Source organism: Archangium sp., assembly GCF_045802675.1.
GTDB lineage: Bacteria > Myxococcota > Myxococcia > Myxococcales > Myxococcaceae > Archangium.
Genome location: NZ_JBJMQO010000078.1, coordinates 1 through 16,479, shown reverse-complemented (window position 1 = coordinate 16,479; position 16,479 = coordinate 1). Strand labels below are relative to the sequence as shown.

Annotated in this window: 13 protein-coding genes; 9 read left to right on the top strand and 4 right to left on the bottom strand. The window is 70.4% G+C overall.

The window, feature by feature from the left end:
• Nucleotides 1-36: 36 nt before the first annotated feature.
• The 5 genes from ACJ8AN_RS22245 (at nucleotide 37) to ACJ8AN_RS22225 (ending at nucleotide 9,082) form a co-directional block, all read left to right on the top strand.
• Nucleotides 37-1,197, top strand: a complete 1,161-nt coding sequence (locus ACJ8AN_RS22245; RefSeq protein ID WP_407757435.1) for a hypothetical protein — start codon at nucleotides 37-39, stop codon at nucleotides 1,195-1,197.
• A gap of 124 nt (nucleotides 1,198-1,321) precedes the next feature.
• Entirely contained in the window at nucleotides 1,322-4,000 is a 2,679-nt protein-coding gene (gene ligD / locus ACJ8AN_RS22240; protein WP_407757434.1) for a DNA ligase D, read from the top strand.
• Nucleotides 4,001-4,012: 12 nt separating this feature from the next.
• Nucleotides 4,013-5,164 (top strand): cyclic nucleotide-binding domain-containing protein, encoded by a 1,152-nt coding sequence (locus ACJ8AN_RS22235; protein WP_407757433.1) that lies wholly within the window; start codon nucleotides 4,013-4,015, stop codon nucleotides 5,162-5,164.
• A 215-nt stretch (nucleotides 5,165-5,379) separates the two neighbouring features.
• Nucleotides 5,380-8,112, top strand: coding sequence for an aconitate hydratase AcnA (gene acnA, locus ACJ8AN_RS22230; RefSeq protein ID WP_407757432.1), 2,733 nt, complete (start codon nucleotides 5,380-5,382; stop codon nucleotides 8,110-8,112).
• A gap of 355 nt (nucleotides 8,113-8,467) precedes the next feature.
• Nucleotides 8,468-9,082 (top strand): DUF2378 family protein, encoded by a 615-nt coding sequence (locus ACJ8AN_RS22225; protein ID WP_407757431.1) that lies wholly within the window; start codon nucleotides 8,468-8,470, stop codon nucleotides 9,080-9,082.
• Between the two features lie 25 nt (nucleotides 9,083-9,107).
• Here the strand turns inward: ACJ8AN_RS22225 and ACJ8AN_RS22220 are convergent, their stop codons facing one another.
• Together ACJ8AN_RS22220 and ACJ8AN_RS22215 are read right to left on the bottom strand one after the other, a co-directional pair.
• On the bottom strand, nucleotides 9,108-9,530 hold the full coding sequence (locus ACJ8AN_RS22220; RefSeq protein WP_407757470.1) for a GTP pyrophosphokinase: 423 nt from the start codon (nucleotides 9,528-9,530) through the stop codon (nucleotides 9,108-9,110).
• A 14-nt stretch (nucleotides 9,531-9,544) separates the two neighbouring features.
• Complete coding sequence (locus ACJ8AN_RS22215) at nucleotides 9,545-9,925, bottom strand: peptide chain release factor-like protein (RefSeq protein WP_407757430.1); 381 nt, start codon at nucleotides 9,923-9,925, stop codon at nucleotides 9,545-9,547.
• A gap of 331 nt (nucleotides 9,926-10,256) precedes the next feature.
• On the opposite strand from ACJ8AN_RS22215, the gene ACJ8AN_RS22210 reads away from it, so the two are divergent.
• Nucleotides 10,257-13,469, top strand: coding sequence for an RCC1 domain-containing protein (locus ACJ8AN_RS22210; RefSeq protein WP_407757429.1), 3,213 nt, complete (start codon nucleotides 10,257-10,259; stop codon nucleotides 13,467-13,469).
• Between the two features lie 75 nt (nucleotides 13,470-13,544).
• Here ACJ8AN_RS22210 and ACJ8AN_RS22205 read toward each other — a convergent pair whose 3' ends face one another.
• Nucleotides 13,545-13,943 carry a GerW family sporulation protein gene (locus tag ACJ8AN_RS22205; RefSeq protein WP_407757428.1) on the bottom strand — a complete coding sequence of 133 codons (399 nt, stop codon included), beginning with the start codon at nucleotides 13,941-13,943 and terminating at the stop codon, nucleotides 13,545-13,547.
• Between the two features lie 279 nt (nucleotides 13,944-14,222).
• Between ACJ8AN_RS22205 and ACJ8AN_RS22200 the strand changes: the two genes are divergently transcribed.
• The 3 genes from ACJ8AN_RS22200 (at nucleotide 14,223) to ACJ8AN_RS22190 (ending at nucleotide 15,816) form a co-directional block, all read left to right on the top strand.
• Nucleotides 14,223-14,918, top strand: coding sequence for a pirin family protein (locus ACJ8AN_RS22200; RefSeq protein WP_407757427.1), 696 nt, complete (start codon nucleotides 14,223-14,225; stop codon nucleotides 14,916-14,918).
• A 135-nt stretch (nucleotides 14,919-15,053) separates the two neighbouring features.
• A complete protein-coding gene (locus tag ACJ8AN_RS22195) occupies nucleotides 15,054-15,371 on the top strand; it encodes an ArsR/SmtB family transcription factor (RefSeq protein ID WP_407757426.1) in 318 nt (105 codons plus the stop codon).
• The gene (locus ACJ8AN_RS22190) at nucleotides 15,358-15,816 is read left to right on the top strand and encodes an SRPBCC family protein (RefSeq protein ID WP_407757425.1); all 459 of its coding nucleotides are present in this window, start codon (nucleotides 15,358-15,360) and stop codon (nucleotides 15,814-15,816) included. Before ACJ8AN_RS22195 ends, ACJ8AN_RS22190 begins: the two co-directional genes overlap by 14 nt.
• 161 nt (nucleotides 15,817-15,977) lie before the next feature.
• Here ACJ8AN_RS22190 and ACJ8AN_RS22185 read toward each other — a convergent pair.
• Nucleotides 15,978-16,479, bottom strand: a 502-nt coding sequence (locus ACJ8AN_RS22185; RefSeq protein ID WP_407757424.1) for a histone deacetylase, incomplete at its 5' end; no start/stop codon positions are given.

The window sequence follows — 16,479 nt, the reverse complement described above, 5'->3', positions numbered from 1 at the left end:
TGGTGGGGCGCGCATCTGTCCTGTTATCGTGCGGGCATGGGCAATCGGAAGATCGAGCTGACGTGGCGGTGCAGCGCCTGCCAGCACATGAACCTGGGCCGCCACTCTGCCTGTCAGAACTGTGGCGACCCGAAGGATGCTTCCGAGAAGTACGAGATGCCGTCGAACACCGAGGACGCCGCCTCGGTGACGGATCCGAAGTTGCTGCGGATGGCGAACGCGGGGGCCAACTGGCGCTGCGCGTACTGCGGCAGCGATCAGCGCCGCGACGACGGCCGCTGCGACAAGTGCGGCGCGAGCCAGACGGAGGGCACGTCCGTCCGCCCCGAGGCCCGGGCCGGTGCCCCGACGCCCGGGAATCCTCGTCGGCGCGATGAGCGGCGGATGGCGTGGCCCGATAACCCGCCTCCGGCGCCCGTGCGGTGGCTGGGGATGCCGCGCTGGGTCTGGTTCCTCCTGGCCGGAGTGCTGCTGGTGGGCGGCGTGTGGAAGCTCGGGCAACCCCGGGTGCTGAAGGTGCGGGCCAAGGGCATCACCTGGGAGCACCTGGTGCACGTGGATCGCAAGAGCCTCTACCACCGCGAGGGCTTCGCCGAGGCCCGCCCCTCGGATGCGTTCAACCTCCTCACGCACGGCGAGCGCTTCCACCACTACGAGAAGGTGTTGGATGGCTACGACACCGAGCACTACACCGAGCAGGTGGAGTGCGGGCAGGACTGCACCACCACGCCGGAGAGCTGCCACGAGGTGTGCTCGGACGACGGCAACGGCTTCGCCTCGTGCCATGACGAGTGCTCGGGAGGAGGGCAGAGCTGCACGACGCAGTACTGCTCGGAGTCGCGCTCGCGCCAGGTGCCGCGCTACCGCGACGAGCCGCGCACGGCCATGTGGTACTCGTGGGACGCGTGGGAGTGGCACCGCCACCGCACCGCGCGCGCGGCGGGACGGTCGCTGGAGATGCACTGGCCCGGGCCCGAGGAAGTCCAGCTCGGCCAGAACCTGGGCCCCGGCGAGGACGAGCGCCAGCAGCGCGAGGCGAACTACATGGTGCTCTTCGAGGACGAGGATCACCGCGAGCTGCACTACGAGACCCGCGACTCCAAGGAGCTGGCGCGCTACGCCGTGGGCACCAGGTACCCCATGCGCGAGGTGAGCCGCGGCTCCTCGGCGGTCCAGCCCATCCCCGAAGCAAGGTAGGGGGCGAGCGGAAGACTTCATTGGTTTTCCACCCAGCTTGACGGCCGGAGTAGAGGAAGCGGGCGGCGCACGTCCCCCGCTCCGGCTTTTGCGTGCTGGGCCGGGCGTGCTGACCCTTGAGGGCATGGCGACCTCGAGACGTTCGAAGACCTCCGCTCGTGAGCGCTTGGGCACGTACCGCGGCAAGCGCGACTTCTCCCTCACCTCCGAGCCCGCTCCGGAAGTCGTGGCGAAGCGTGGCGAGGGCGGCCCCGTGTTCGTGGTGCACAAGCACGACGCCACCCGGTTGCACTATGACCTGCGGCTGGAGATCGACGGGGTGCTCGTGAGCTGGGCCATTCCCAAGGGTCCCAGCTACGACCCGGCCGACAAGCGGCTCGCGGTGCAGACCGAGGACCACCCCCTGGCCTACGCCACCTTCGAGGGCCACATCCCCGAGGGCGCCTACGGGGCGGGGGATTCGCTCCTGTGGGAGTCGGGCACCTTCGACACGGTGCCGCCGGGCCAGGCCTCCGAGCAGCTCGCGCGCGGCCGGCTGCACGTGGCGCTGCACGGGCAGAAGCTCGAGGGCGAGTGGCACCTCATCCGCACGCGTCTGGTGGGCAAGAAGGCGCAGTGGTTGTGCTTCAAGGCCAAGGACGGCACCGAGCGCCCCGGCTACGACATCACCGAGGACCGTCCCGAGTCCGTGAAGTCCGGCCAGGTTGTCACGCATGGGCCCACGCGCCGCCGTGCCACGAAGCGCACCGCCGCCACGAAACGCACCGCCGCCACGCCCTCGCGCGCGAAGCGCCCCGCACGTCCGAAGGTGAGCGCCCGCACGCCCGAGGCGCTCCTCGCCAAGGTGTGGTCGCCCATGCTGGCCACGCTGGCCCGGGTGGACGCCACCGCCGACGCCGACTGGCGCTTCGAGGTGAAGTACGACGGCTTCCGCGCGCTCGCGGCCATTCAGGGCGAGCGCATAGCCCTGCAGTCGCGCAGCGGCAATGACCTGTCCCTGCGCTTCCCGTCCGTCGCGCGGGCGCTCGAGTCACTCGGCGGGCACGAGCTGGTGGTGGACGGTGAGGTCGTCGCCCTGGATGCCCAGGGACGCTCGCGCTTCCAGTTGCTCGGCAAGGGCGCCGAGGAGCGCTACGTCATCTTCGACGTGCTGTGGCTGGACGGTGAGGACGTGCGCTCTCTTCCGCTGGAGGAGCGGCGCAAGAGGCTCGAGAAGCTCCTCGCGCGCGTGAAGCCGCCGCTGGAGCTCGCCGAGCGGGTGGAGGGCAGCGCGGAAGAGGCCCTGGCGGAGGCGAGGCGGCGCGGGCTCGAGGGCGTCATGGCCAAGCGCGTGGGCAGCCCCTACGCGCCGGGCCGCGGCGTCGACTGGCTCAAGCTCAAGGTGCAGGCCAACCAGGAGGTGGCCATCGTGGGCTTCACGCCCATGGCCAACGAGCGGCCGGAGCTCGGCTCGCTGCTGGTGGCGGTGCGCGAGGGCGACACCTGGAAATACGCGGGCAAGGTGGGCACGGGCTACTCCACGAAGGTGCGGCGCGAGCTGCGCACGCTCCTGTCGCGCGACGTGGTGAAGAAGCCGCCGGTGGTGGACGCCCCGCTCGTGCGCGACGCCCTGCACAACGAGGACGCCTTCTGGGTGAAGCCCCGCCACGTGGCCCAGGTGGCCTTCACCGAGTGGACCGACGATGGCCGTCTGCGCCACCCGTCCTTCCAGGGGCTGCGCGGCGACAAGCGCCCCGAGGAGTGCGTGCGCGAGCGGCCCACCAGCACGCCCGTGCGCGCGCGAGGCCCCCATCGAAGGACGGGGACGGGGACAGGGACGAAGGCACGCAAGAGCACGCGCGCCGCGGGCAGAACGGCCGTGGCCCGGAACGTGGCTCCTAACGAGGCCCCCATCATTCCCGGCGCGGTGCCGGTGGCGCTCACGCACGGCGAGCGGGTGCTCTTCCCCGAGAAGGGCCTCACCAAGGCGGACGTGTTCGCGTACTTCCGCGACGTGGCGCCGCTGATGGTGCCCGCGCTCGTGGACCGGCCGCTCGCGCTGCAGCAGTGGCCCCAGGGCGTGGACGCGCCCGGCTTCTTCCGCCAGGAGCTGAAGGGCGCGCCGGACTGGCTCACCAAGGTGTGCATCCACCACGAGGCCCGCTCCTTCAACCACGCCGTGGTGGACCGGCCCGAGTCGTTGCTGTGGCTCGCCAACCAGTCCGCCCTCACCCTGCACATCTGGTCCAGCCGGGTGAAACACCTCGAGGAGCCGGATTGGGTGTTCTTCGATCTGGACCCCGGGGACGGCACCTTCGAGGACCTCATCCAGCTGGCCACCTCGCTGCGGCGCTACCTCGAGGGGCTGGAGCTGAGGAGCGTGCCCAAGACGTCCGGCAAGCGGGGCCTGCACGTGCTGGTGCCGCTCGCACCCGGCCACACCTACGCGCAGGTGCACGCGTTCGCCCAGGAGACGTTCGAGGTGCTCGCCCAGCAGCATCCCGAGCTGGCCACCACCGAGCGCCCCAAGGAGCGGCGCCAGGGCAGGCTGTATCTGGACGCGGACCAGAACGCCTGGGGCAAGACGCTGGTGGCGCCCTACTCGCTGCGCGCCCTGCCGCACGCGCCGGTGTCCACGCCGCTCGCCTGGTCCGAAGTGACGTCCCGGTTGGACCCTCGCCGCTTCACTCTCGACACCGTGCGTCGTCGCCTGGACAAGGTGGGAGACCTGTTCTCCCCGGCCCTGGCGGGCGGGCAGCGGCTCCCAAGCGTCGAACCCCCCCTGGGCAAGAAGCGGGGCAGTGGTAGCGTGCGACGCCTGTGAGCGTGAGCACGGATGAGTGACGCATCGGACAAGCATCTCCGGCAGCGGGAACTGGCCGGGCAACTGGCCGCCCGTGGACGGCTCGATCAGGCACTCATCGACCTCCGGCAGCTCGAGCAGCAGCCGGGCCGGCGCGAGGATGCCGTCGCCGCCTACGAGGCGCTCGCGCGGGCCTGGGCCCAGGGCAGTCAGCTGCTGCGCGCCATCGTGGTGTGCAAGGAGCTGCTGCGGCTGGAGCCCCAGCACACCCGCACCCAGGCCTTCATCGCCAACCTCTACGCGCGCTACCCCGTGCAGCCCCAGGAGGGCGCGGCGGACCAGGTCTCCGCCGAGCTCGAGCTGCTGCCGGACCGGGAAGATCCCGTGGCGGTGCCCGTCTTCTCCATGCTGACCCGGGATGCGTTCATGGCGCTGCTCGAGGCGGTGGACGTGCGCATGTACGGCTTCGGCCAGCCCATCATCCGCGAGGGGGACCCGGGCTCGTCCATGTTCTTCATGGTGGAGGGCCGGGGCGACGTCATGCGCCTGCTGGAGGGCCGGGGGCCGCAGGAGGGCCCGGTGGTGGAGGGCGGCGTCTTCGGAGAGATGTCGCTCATCACCGAGGGGCCCCGGTTGGCCTCCGTGATGCCGTCGGTGCCCTCGGTGCTGCTGGAGCTGACGCGGACGCGGCTGGCGGAGCTCTCCAGGAAGCACCCGCTGGTGGAGCGGGTGGTGCAGGCCTTCTGCCGCAAGCGCGCGGCGGACAACCTGCTGCGCAGCCACCCCATCTTCTCCCCGCTGCGGCTCGAGCAGCGGCGGGCCCTGGCGCGCGAGTTCCAACTCCAGCGCGTGGCCGCGGGCGCCACGCTGCTCACCGCCGGGCAGATGGGGGACGCGCTCTACCTGCTCTTGCGCGGCCGGTGCACGCCCTACCACGTGCATCCGGACGGCCGCGAGACGCCCTTCCCGGTGCTGCGCGAGGGCGATGTGTTCGGCGAAATCTCCCTGTTGATGGACAAGCCGGTGACGGCCATGGTGCGCGCCGACGTCGCGTGCGTGCTGCTGCGGCTGGAGCGCTCCGCCTTCGTGCGCCACATCGACAGCCAGCCGGGTATGCGGGATGCGCTGATGCAGATCGGCACCGAGCGCCTGCAGCGCACGGCCCGGCTGCTCGCGGACCGTTGAGCCCGTCTCCGGTCCGCTGATTTCCGGACAAGTCGGTTCAGAGGGGGGCCACCCGGACCCCGGGTGAATCGCCCGGGACCGTCCTGCCCTGGAATCCCCCGCACGTTCCCTTTGCAAGCCGCTTTCGACGGGCCTAGAAGACCCTCGATTCCAGATTCCAGATTCCCGATTCGAAGCGGATGGTCCTCGCGGACGGAAGGAAGGACGGCACTCACATGACGGACAGCTTCAAGAGCAAGAGCCAGCTCAAGGTCGGCTCTGCCACGTACGACTTCTACAGCCTCGCCAAGGTGGGCAAGGACCACGCCTCGGTCGCCCGCCTCCCCTTCTCGCTGAAGGTCCTGCTCGAGAACCTGCTGCGCCACGAGGACGGCCGCGTGGTGAAGCGCGAGCACATCGAGAAGATGCTCGCCTGGAACCCCAAGGCGGACCCGGACACCGAAATCTCCTTCCACCCGGCGCGCGTGCTGCTGCAGGACTTCACCGGCGTGCCCGCGGTGGTGGACCTCGCCGCCATGCGCGAGGCGCTCGCCGCCATGGGCGGTGACCCGGCGAAGATCAACCCGCGCAACCCGGCCGACCTGGTCATCGACCACTCGTTCCAGGTGGACGTGTTCGGCACCTCGGACGCCTTCCGCGCCAACGCCGAGCTCGAGTTCGACCGCAACAAGGAGCGCTACGCGTTCCTGCGCTGGGGCCAGAACGCGTTCAAGAACTTCCGCGTGGTGCCGCCCGACGTGGGCATCTGCCACCAGGTGAACCTGGAGTACCTCGCGCAGGTGTCCTTCCGTCAGGGCAACGTGGTGTGCCCCGACACGCTGGTGGGCACCGACAGCCACACCACCATGATCAACGGCCTGGGCGTGGTGGGCTGGGGCGTGGGCGGCATCGAGGCCGAGGCCGCGCTGCTCGGCCAGCCGATTACCATGCTGATTCCGCAGGTGGTGGGCTTCAAGCTCACGGGCCAGCTGCCCGCGGGCGCCACTGCGACGGACCTGGTGCTCACCGTCACGCAGATGCTTCGCAAGAAGGGCGTGGTGGGCAAGTTCGTCGAGTTCTACGGCAACGGCCTCAAGAGCCTGTCGCTGCCGGACCGCGCCACCATCGCCAACATGGCCCCCGAGTACGGTGCCACCATCGGCTTCTTCCCGGTGGACGAGGAGAGCCTCAACTACCTGCGCTTCACCGGCCGCCCCACCGAGCTCGTCGCGCTGGCCGAGGCCTACTTCAAGGAGCAGGGCCTCTTCCACACCGCCAACACGCCGGACCCCGCCTTCAGCGACACGCTGGAGCTGGACCTGTCCACCGTCGTGCCGAGCCTCGCCGGCCCCAAGCGCCCGCAGGACCGCGTGACGCTCAAGGACATGAAGGGCGCCTACGAGAAGTCGCTCGTGGAGATGCTCGCGGCGGGCAAGAGCAAGGGCGAGGACGACGAGGGCGGTGGCAAGGCCAAGGCCCCCGCGGCCCCGGTGCCCCCCGAGCGCCTCAAGCAGGTCGTCACCGTGAAGGCCGGCAACCAGAGCTACGAGCTGGGCCACGGCGCCGTCGTCATCGCCTCCATCACCTCGTGCACCAACACCTCCAACCCGGCGGTGCTGCTGGCCGCGGGCCTGCTGGCGAAGAAGGCGGTGGAGCGCGGCATCAACGTGAAGCCCTGGGTGAAGACGAGCCTCGCCCCCGGCAGCCGCGTGGTGACGGACTACCTCAAGGAGGCCGGCCTCATGCCCTACCTGGAGGCGCTCGGCTTCCACATCGTGGGCTACGGCTGCGCCACCTGCATCGGCAACTCGGGCCCGCTGCCGGACGCGGTGGCCGAGGCCGTCACCACGGGCGACCTCGTGGTGTCCGCGGTGCTCAGCGGCAACCGCAACTTCGAGGGCCGCATCAACCCGCACGTGCGCATGAACTACCTGGCCTCGCCGCCGCTGGTGGTGGCGTACGCGCTGGCCGGTGAGGTGGGCAAGGACCTGGACAACGAGCCGCTGGGCTGCGACCGCAACAACCGCCCGGTGTACCTCAAGGACATCTGGCCCACCTCCGAGGAGATCCGCTCCCTCATCAACTCCGCGGTGAAGCCCGAGCAGTTCCGCAGCCAGTACTCGCGCGCCATGGAGGGCGACCAGCTCTGGCAGCAGCTGCCCGCGGGCGGCAGCAACACGTTCAAGTGGGACCCCAAGTCCACCTACGTGCGCAAGCCCACGTTCCTGGAGAACATCCCCGCCGAGCCCAAGCCGCTCACCGACATCTCCGGCGCCCGGGTGCTCGCGCTGCTGGGTGACTCGGTGACGACGGACCACATCTCGCCCGCGGGCAACATCGCCAAGGCGAGCCCGGCGGCCAAATACCTCATGGAGCAGGGCGTGGAGCCCAAGGACTTCAACTCCTACGGCGCGCGCCGCGGCAACCACGAGGTGATGGTGCGCGGCACCTTCGCCAACATCCGCCTGAAGAACCTGCTGGTGCCCGGCGTGGAGGGTGGCGTCACGGTGCACATCCCCACCCGCGAGCGGATGAGCATCTACGACGCGTCCATGAAGTACCAGCAGCAGGGCACGCCGCTGGTGGTGCTCGCCGGCGCCGAGTACGGCACGGGCTCCAGCCGCGACTGGGCGGCCAAGGGCACGGCGATGCTGGGCATCAAGGCCGTCATCGCCAAGAGCTTCGAGCGCATCCACCGCTCCAACCTCATCGGCATGGGCGTGCTGCCGCTGCAGTTCGAGGCGGGCCAGGACGCGCAGAGCCTGGGCCTCACGGGCCAGGAGACGTTCGAGATCGCCGGCATCTCCAAGGACCTGGCACCGCAGAAGAAGCTCACGGTGAAGGTCACGGGCGAGGGCGGCGGCAAGGAGTTCACGGTGCTGTGCCGCATCGACACGCCCAACGAGCTCGACTACTACCGCCACGGCGGCATCCTGCTGTACGTGATGCGTCAGCTGGCCAAGGGCTGAGCCCCGTTCCATAGAGGGACCCCTGATCCGGCCCGGTGCGCCCCTCGCGGCACACCGGGCCGTTTCGCGTCCGGGGCCCGGAGCTCGCATGACGCACCCGGTCGAAGAGGCACGTGGGCCTCGATCTTCAGGGAGAACCTCTCCCGGCGGGAGCGGGACGTGGGATGCCATGGGTCCCCTACCCATCGCAATAGGTTCTCTGGGCACATGACCCCTCCGGTGGGGCGGCCAGGGCTTCAGCCGCAGGGGCCCTGGTCCGCCCGGCGCCGATGAGGAGGACGGAAACGATGCCAGGCCAACCCATTGTAGTATCAAGAGGTGCGGCGCCGGTCCCCCCCGCCGCTGGAATGCGAGCATGAGCACTGAGTCGAATCCAGGTCGCGACGCTCCGTACGACGCGGAGCAGGACCTCCAGGAGCGTTTGCGACTGGCGACCCCGCAGCACACCACGCGCGGTTTCCTCTTCACGTCGATCCTGCGGGTCATCCGCGAGCTCGGCGAGAGCGAAGCCGTGGTGCAGCGCTGTCTGGCCGCGACGGGCGAGAAGTCCTTCGTGGAGTTCTTCAACTACCCCACGCGCACGCTGCTGGTGTTGCTCGGCGCGGCGGCCCGGGCGCTGACCCCACGGTTCGGCAGCTACGAGGAGGCACTGCGGCAGATTGGTTTCAAGGCGGGCTCCACCTATATGGAGACCCCGGTGGGCAAGACGGCCCTGCAGCAGGCCGGTGGCCCCCAGCAGTTCATGATCGCCCTGCAGACGCTCTACTGGGTGCTGACCACCTACGGGAAGCCGGCGGTGACGTGGACGGGGGAGAACAGCGGCGTGCTCGGCGTCCAGGTGACCTTCATGCCGCTGGCGTACCACGAGGGTGGGGCGCAGGCGATCGCCCGCAAGCTGGGCATCAAGAACCTGAAGGCCCGCGCGCGCGGCACGGGAGATCTCAGCATCGAGCTGGAGGTCTCCTGGTAGCCCCGCGCGGGAGGGCGGGTGGGGCTCACGCCTCCTTCAGGCGGGCCCACGCGGCGCGGTAGCGGGCCAGGCGCTCGGCGTCCTTCGGCGTGACGGCCGTCAGCCGCCGCACGTCCATGTTGTCCTCGAGGTCCGCCAGCTTCACCCGGCGCGCGAGCGCGTGGGGGCGCAGGCGCTCGATGAAGGCCTCGTAGGACTCGCCCTCGCGCTTCGTCAGGCAGTCCAGCGCGCCCAGCACCTGCTCCGGGTAGCCGAGCGCGCGCAATTGCTCCAGCGTCCAGGCCGAGTCCTCCACCACGTCGTGGAGCACGGCCACCATGCGCTCCGCCTCCGTCTCCAGGCGCAGCATCACCCGCAGGGGGTGGAGGATGTACGTCTGCCCGGCCTTGTCCCGCTGGCCGCGGTGGGCCTGCACGGCGAGCGCGATGGCGTCCTCCAGGCCGGGCACGGGCGCGTGGGTCATCACCACTGCCCCTTCTGGCTGCGCTGGGCCTTCTTCTCGCCCTCGCGCTTCTTGGTCTCCAAACGACGCCGCTGCGAGCCCTTGGTGGGCTTCGTCTTGTGGCGCTTCTTGGGCACGAAGGTGAGGACCTCGAGGCCCTCGCGCAGGCGCTCGAGCGCGGCGCCCTTGTTCTGCGCCTGGCTGCGGCGCTCGGTGCCGGTGACGGACAGGCCGGTGGGCGGGTGGGTCAACCGCACGCCGCTGGCGGTGGTGTTGCGGTGCTGTCCACCCGGCCCGGAGGCGATGAAGAACTCCACCTCGCAGGTGCGGAGCAGTGCGTCGTCATCGAGGGAGAGCGCCTCCAGCGCGGCCTGGCGGCGAACGGGGTCCACGGTCGTCATGTCGGCATCACCCTAGCCCGCCGGAATACGGGTGGGCCATCGGAGACACCCCGGAGTCGGAGGCCACCCAGTTGCATAGAAGTCGCGGTTGTCTGCATATGTCAGGTGCTCAGGGCCTGACATACGGGGTCAGGAGGGGAGGGTGGACGTCACCCTCCCAGACGGTGGGGGGGGCCGTGATGACGCAAGCCTTGCCTCGTATCCGTCGTGGCCGAGGCACGAACGAGAGGGATGCAAGATGGGGAGCACCTTGTCGAGGAGCCTGCCGGCCGCGCTCCTGTTGGCCGTGACCTCGGTGGTAGCCGCATGTGGTGGAGGGTCGGAAGGCGGCATGGAAGGGACGGTGGGCCAGCAGCGCGCCTCCGTCATCATCGTCCAGGGCCGGCCCTACCGCCTGGCCGGAGGGCTGTCGCATTCGCTGTACGTGACGCCGGCGGGGACGGTGTGGAGCTGGGGCTCCAATGACCGGGGACAGCTCGGGGATGGCACCACCACCCAGCGCCTGAGCCCGACGCAGGTGCAGGGGCTCACGAGCATGCAGGCGGTGGCCGCGGGCAACAGCCACTCGCTGGCGCTGCGCCAGGGGGGCACGGTGTGGGCGTGGGGCTTCAACTCGGATGGGCAGCTCGGGGATGGCACCACCACCCAGCGCCTGGTGCCGGTGCAGGTGGCGGGGCTGACGGGGGTGAGGGCCCTCGCCGCCGGCAACCTCCACTCGCTGGCGCTCCTGTCGGATGGCACGGTGTGGGCCTGGGGCAACAACAGCAACGGCCAGCTGGGGGATGGGAGCTCCGTCAGCCGCAACGCCCCGGTGCGGGTGCAGGGGCTGCCCGAGGGGGTGACGGCCATCGCCGCCGGGGACTTCCACTCGCTGGCGCTCCTGTCGGACGGCTCGGTGTGGGGCTGGGGCAACAACTACAACGGCCAGCTGGGGGACGGCACCAGCGCCAACATGCGCCTCACCGCGGTGCGGGTGGCCAACCTCCCGGCCAGCTCCGCCATCGCCGGCGGTGGCTCCCACAGCGTGGCTGTGGGGCAGGATGGCACGGTGTGGGCCTGGGGGGACAACAGCACAGGGCAGCTCGGCAACGGGTACACGCTCTCGTCCCTGGCGCCGGTGCAGGTGTCGGGCCTCTCGGGCATCGTGTCCATCGCCAGCGGCACCAACCACTCGGTGGCCCGGCGCATCGACGGCTCGGTGTGGGTGTGGGGTGACAACAGCCAGGGCCAGGCGACGCAGCTGACCAACACCCCGACGACGATCCCCACGCAGGTGTCCGCTGTGTCGGATGTGCAGGTGCTCGCCTGCGGCAACGCCTTCTCCCTGGTGGGCCGCGCCGACGCCGTCGTCATGGGGTGGGGCGCCAACAACCAGGGCCAGCTCGGCAATGGCAGCTCCAGCTGGCGTCCCGTCCCGGGGCAGGTGAGGGACCTGGCCGGCATGTCGGCCCTCGCCGCGGGAGACCTCCACGTGCTCGGCCTGAACACGAACGGCACGGTGTGGGCCTGGGGCGACAACGCCTATGGCCAGCTCGGGGATGGCACCCGCACGGTGCGCCCGCTGCCGGTGCAGGTGGCGGGGCTGTCGTCCGTGCAGTCCATCGCCGCGTCCAACTACCACTCGCTGGCCGTGAAGACGGACGGCACGGTGTGGGGCTGGGGCGACAACACCTCGGGGCAGCTCGGGGATGGCCTGGGCGGCAAGCGCTCCACCGCGGCGCCGGTGCCGGGGGTGACGGACGCCTCGGCCGTGGCCGCGGGCACCTACCACTCGCTGGCCGTGAAGACGGACGGCACGGCGTGGGCCTGGGGTGACGACACCTATGGCCAGCTCGGGGATGGCACCACCTCCTTCACCCCGCGCCCGCCGCTGCGGGTGCAGGGCCTCTCGGACGTGCGCCTGGTGGCCGCCGGGCTCTACCACTCGCTGGCGCTCAAGACGGATGGCACGGTGTGGGCCTGGGGCTACAACGTCTACGGGCAGCTCGGGGATGGCTCCACCACCGCGCGCAGCCTCCCCGTGCAGGTGAAGGGCCTCACGGACGTCGTCGCCATCACTGCGGGGCCCTACCACTCGGCGGCGGTGCGCGCCGACGGCACGGTGTGGACGTGGGGCGACAACACCTATGGCCAGCTCGGGGACGGCACCACCACCCCGCGCTCCACGGCCGCCCAGGTCACCGCCCTGCAGGGGTTCTTCTCCACCGTCTCCTCCCGCGGCTACCACATGCTGGCCCGGCGCTCCGACGGCATGCTCTGGGCCTGGGGACGCAATGTCACCGGCCAGCTCGGCGTGGGCCACAACGCCGTGGTGAGCACCCCGGTGCTGGTGCCGGGCTTCTCGCGTGTCACGGCCGTCCGGGCCGGTGGCCGCATGTCCGTCGTGGTCCGCGAGGACGGCACGGTGTGGGCCTGGGGCGACAACTCCTCGGGCCAGCTCGGCAATGGCGCCACCGGTGCCTTCTTCGTCCCCACGCAGATGCGGGGCAACCCGCGCCCCTCGCCGCTCGCCGCCGGTGCCTCCCACTCGGTGTACGCGCGCTCGGACGGCATCGTGTGGGCCTGGGGCAACAACGCCTCCGGCCAGCTCGGCTTCGATGACGTCTCCTACAGCGCGGAGCCCTCGACGGTGCCGGACCTCCAGTGCATCGAGGCCGTGGCGGCCGGGGCCTCCTTCTCCCTGGCGCTGCGCTGCGACGGCACGGTGTGGGCCTGGGGCGACAACACCCATGGCCAGCTCGGGGACGGCACCACCACCTCGCACGGGGCCCCCGCGCTGGTGCAGGGGATTTCCAATGTCGTGGCGCTCGCGGCGGGCGCCCACCATGTCCTGGCGGTGCGCGCCGATGGCTCGGTATGGGCCTGGGGTGACAACGCCTCGGGACAGCTCGGGGATGGCACCACCACCTCGCGCCTGCTGCCCATGCAGGTGCCGGGGCTGCTGGACGTGAAGGCCGTCGCGGGAGGCGCCAGTCACTCCGTGGCGGTGCGCTGTGACGGCACGGTGTGGACGTGGGGCGACAACTCCTTCGGCCAGCTCGGGGATGGCTCCACCACCGCGCGCGCCCTGCCGGGCTTCGTGACGGTGCTCTCGGACGTCCAGGCCGTCGCCGCCCACTCCGCCCACTCGCTGGTGCTCAAGTCGGATGGCACCGTGTGGGGCTGGGGCGACAACGCCCGTGGCCAGCTCGGGGATGGCACCACCACCTCGACTGCCCTGCCCGTGCAGGCGCTCGGCCTGGTGCAGGTCGTGGCGATCTCGACGGGCGGCACGCACGCGGTGGCCCTGCTCTCCGATGGCTCCCCGTGGGCCTGGGGTGGCAACGACTTCGGGCAGCTCGGGGACGGCACCACCACCTCCAGCTCCGTGCCGGCGCCGGTGCCCGGGCTCGCGGACGTGGCGGCCCTCACCGCGGGAGAGCAACACACGCTGGCGCTCTTCCACGACGGCACCCTGCGCACCTGGGGCAGCAACACGTCCGGACAGCTCGCCGCGCCGCCCCCGGGTTTCAGCTCGAGTCCGGGGGATGACCTGATTCTCTGAGCGGCGTCACGTCCCGGCGCTGGAGCTCCGCGCGGCCCTCCCTGGCAGGGGTGGGCCGCGCGCCCCCTGGCTCCTCTACTTCGCGAGCCGCTTGCGCAGGGGCTTGCCCTGTTCGAAGAGCTGGCGCGCGAGCCTCGGGCCGAACGTCAGCAGGACGATGCCCACCAGGATTTGAGCGCCGAGGATGATGCGGTTGACGTCCACCGCCGGCATCCAGCGCACCTTCCCATTGCGCAGCACGAAGGCGCCGGCCGGACGGGCGCGCAGGCCGTAGCCGCTGCCGAAGCCCTTGCCGGTGACCTCGCCCTTCCCGGCTCCCTCGGCCACCGGGGCTTCGCCGCCGCCACCGCCCCCCGCGCCGCTCACCCAGGCCGCGGGCACCAGCGTCACCGCGCCCTGCTGGATGGGCTCTCCGAAGACCCGCCGGACATTGAAGGCGTCGCGCGCCCTGTCGATGACGTCGTTGACGTCCATGGTGTTACCCCCCGTGCTCTGAGGACCGTCCGGTGTTGAGGTACGCACCCGCCGAGGGGGGTGCACGGGGCGCTTGCCCGGAGGTCTCTCCGGCCCTGGAGGGACGGGCGGGCGGCGCTCGGAAGCCGCGGAACGCCTTCTCCCGATGAGAGGGGGACGCTCTCATTTTGAGAGGCCCTGGAGCCGTGGGGGAAGGCGGCCCTCGTGATTCCAGGGGTTTGGCCGTTGGCGCGTGGGTTGCTCCAGGGAAGGGCGAAGGGCTGGAGACAGGAGTACCCCATGATGACTGTTCGACCTGCTGAAGCGCGCGGCCATGCGAACCACGGCTGGCTGGATTCCCACCACACCTTCTCGTTCGCGGACTACTACGACCCCAGCCACATGGGCTTCCGGACCCTGCGCGTCATCAACGAGGACCGGGTGGCGCCGCGCAGTGGCTTCGGCACGCATCCGCACCGGGACATGGAGATCATCACCTACGTGCTCTCGGGGCAGATCGAGCACCGCGACAGCATGGGCACGCTGGGCGTGCTGAAAGCGGGAGAGCTGCAGCGGATGACGGCGGGCACGGGCGTGCTGCACAGCGAGATGAACAAGTCGGGCGAGGAGCTGCACTTCCTTCAAATCTGGGTTGTCCCCGAGCGCCAGGGGCTGACGCCGAGCTACGAGCAGAAGGCCTTCCCGAAGCAGGAGCGCCAGGGCCGCTTCCGGCTGGTGGTGTCGCCGGAGGGGGAGGAGGGCGCGATGAAGGTGCACCAGGACCTGCGGCTGTACAGCACGCTGCTGGGCAAGGGCGAGCAGGCCGAGCACGTGCTGGCCCCGGGCCGTCACGCGTGGCTCCAACTGGCGCGCGGGAAGGGCACGCTCAACGGCGTGGAGCTGAAGGCGGGAGACGGCGTGGCCCTCTCCGAGGAGTCCCGGCTGGTGCTGAGCGCCACCGAGCCGCTGGAAGCGCTGCTGTTCGATCTGGCGTGAGGTGAGCGAGGCCCCGGCCGATTCCGGGACGGACGCCCGAGTGGGGTGTCCGCCTGGAGTCCCGGGGCTTTCGCATGCGTTGACATGCAACCGGAAGGTTGCATATTGTCTGTGTATCCAATGAGCATGGATCGGGTGTTCAAAGCGCTTGCCGACGAGAGCCGCCGACGGCTCTTGGATTTGTTGCACCTGGAGAATGGCCGCACGCTCGGGGAGCTGTGCGAGCACCTCTCCATGTCGCGGCAGGCGGTGACGAAGCACCTGAACGTGCTCGAGGAGGCGAACCTCGTCACGGTGGTCTGGCGGGGCCGCGAGAAGCTGCACTACCTGAACCCGGTGCCGCTGCACGACATCTACGAGCGGTGGATCGGCAAATTCGAGCGGCCGCGCCTGGAGGCGTTGCACGCGCTCAAGAAGCGATTGGAGGAAGAGGATGGCAATGGCCAAGGCTAGCTTCGTCTATGTGACGTACATCCTGTCGACGCCCGAGAAGGTGTTCGGCGCGCTGTTGGATCCAGAGCTGACGCGGCAGTACTGGGGCCTGAGCCGCAACGTGTCGGACTGGAAGGTGGGCTCGCGGTGGGAGCACCAGGACTACGAGGACAAGACGGTGAAGGTGGTGGGCAAGGTGCTCGAGTCCGATCCTCCGCGCCGCCTGGTGCTCACGTGGGGCTCGCCGACCAACGAGGGACAACCTGAGAAGCACTCGCGGGTGACGTTCCTCGTCGAGAGCTTCGCCGACGCCGTGCGCCTGACCGTCACGCACGACGAGCTGGAGCCGGAGTCGCCGGCGATGCGCGGCATCTCGCAGGGCTGGCCGGCCATCCTGTCGAGCCTCAAGACGCTGCTGGAGAGCGGCAAGCCGATGCCGATGACGACGCGGCGCTGGGGCGGCTAAGCCAGGCTGGGTAAGTCTTGTCAGGGGGGCTCCGGGCGCGTTTTCCCGCAACTGGTCCGATGGTCGGACCAGTCGGGACGAAGCGCGACCGGAAGGGGCCTCGTTCCTTGCCGCGAGAGCGCTCCTGATAGGGCTTTCTCCACTTGGCTTGGCCGGCCTGTCTACCGGAACCGGAAGACGGAGAGGGCCGTCTCGTAGGTGCCCACGTGGGCCTCCAGGGTGGCGGTGATGGGCTTCGCGTAGCCGCCGCCCAGGGTGAGCACGATGGGCAGGCCACGATGCCATGCGGCCTCGAGCACGAGCCGGTCGCGCGCCCTCATCCCGGCGTGGGTGAGCGAGAGCCGGCCGAGCGCGTCCTCGACGAGCGGATCCACCCCGGCCTGGTAGAAGAGGAGGTCGGCGCCGGAGGACTCGAGCACCTCGGGCAGGTGGGCGGCGAGCACGTCGAGGTAGGCGCTGTCGCTCAGGCCATCGGGCAGGCCCACGTCGCGGCAGGAGCGCTGCTTGCGGAAGGGGAAGTTGTGCTCGCCGTGGATGGAGAAGGTGAAGACGGAGTCATCGCCCTCGAAGACGGCGGCGGTGCCGTTGCCCTGGTGCACGTCCAGGTCCACCACGACGGCGCGCGCAATTCGCCTTTCCGCCTGGAGGACGCGGATGGCCACG

Coding starts and splice junctions, on each gene's coding strand:
- ACJ8AN_RS22245 (WP_407757435.1), top strand. CDS start 37: ATGGGCAATCGGAAGATCGAGCTGACGTGGCGGTGCAGCGCCTGCCAG.
- ligD (WP_407757434.1), top strand. CDS start 1,322: ATGGCGACCTCGAGACGTTCGAAGACCTCCGCTCGTGAGCGCTTGGGC.
- ACJ8AN_RS22235 (WP_407757433.1), top strand. CDS start 4,013: ATGAGTGACGCATCGGACAAGCATCTCCGGCAGCGGGAACTGGCCGGG.
- acnA (WP_407757432.1), top strand. CDS start 5,380: ATGACGGACAGCTTCAAGAGCAAGAGCCAGCTCAAGGTCGGCTCTGCC.
- ACJ8AN_RS22225 (WP_407757431.1), top strand. CDS start 8,468: ATGAGCACTGAGTCGAATCCAGGTCGCGACGCTCCGTACGACGCGGAG.
- ACJ8AN_RS22215 (WP_407757430.1), bottom strand. CDS start 9,925: ATGACGACCGTGGACCCCGTTCGCCGCCAGGCCGCGCTGGAGGCGCTC.
- ACJ8AN_RS22210 (WP_407757429.1), top strand. CDS start 10,257: ATGGAAGGGACGGTGGGCCAGCAGCGCGCCTCCGTCATCATCGTCCAG.
- ACJ8AN_RS22205 (WP_407757428.1), bottom strand. CDS start 13,943: ATGGACGTCAACGACGTCATCGACAGGGCGCGCGACGCCTTCAATGTC.
- ACJ8AN_RS22200 (WP_407757427.1), top strand. CDS start 14,223: ATGATGACTGTTCGACCTGCTGAAGCGCGCGGCCATGCGAACCACGGC.
- ACJ8AN_RS22190 (WP_407757425.1), top strand. CDS start 15,358: ATGGCCAAGGCTAGCTTCGTCTATGTGACGTACATCCTGTCGACGCCC.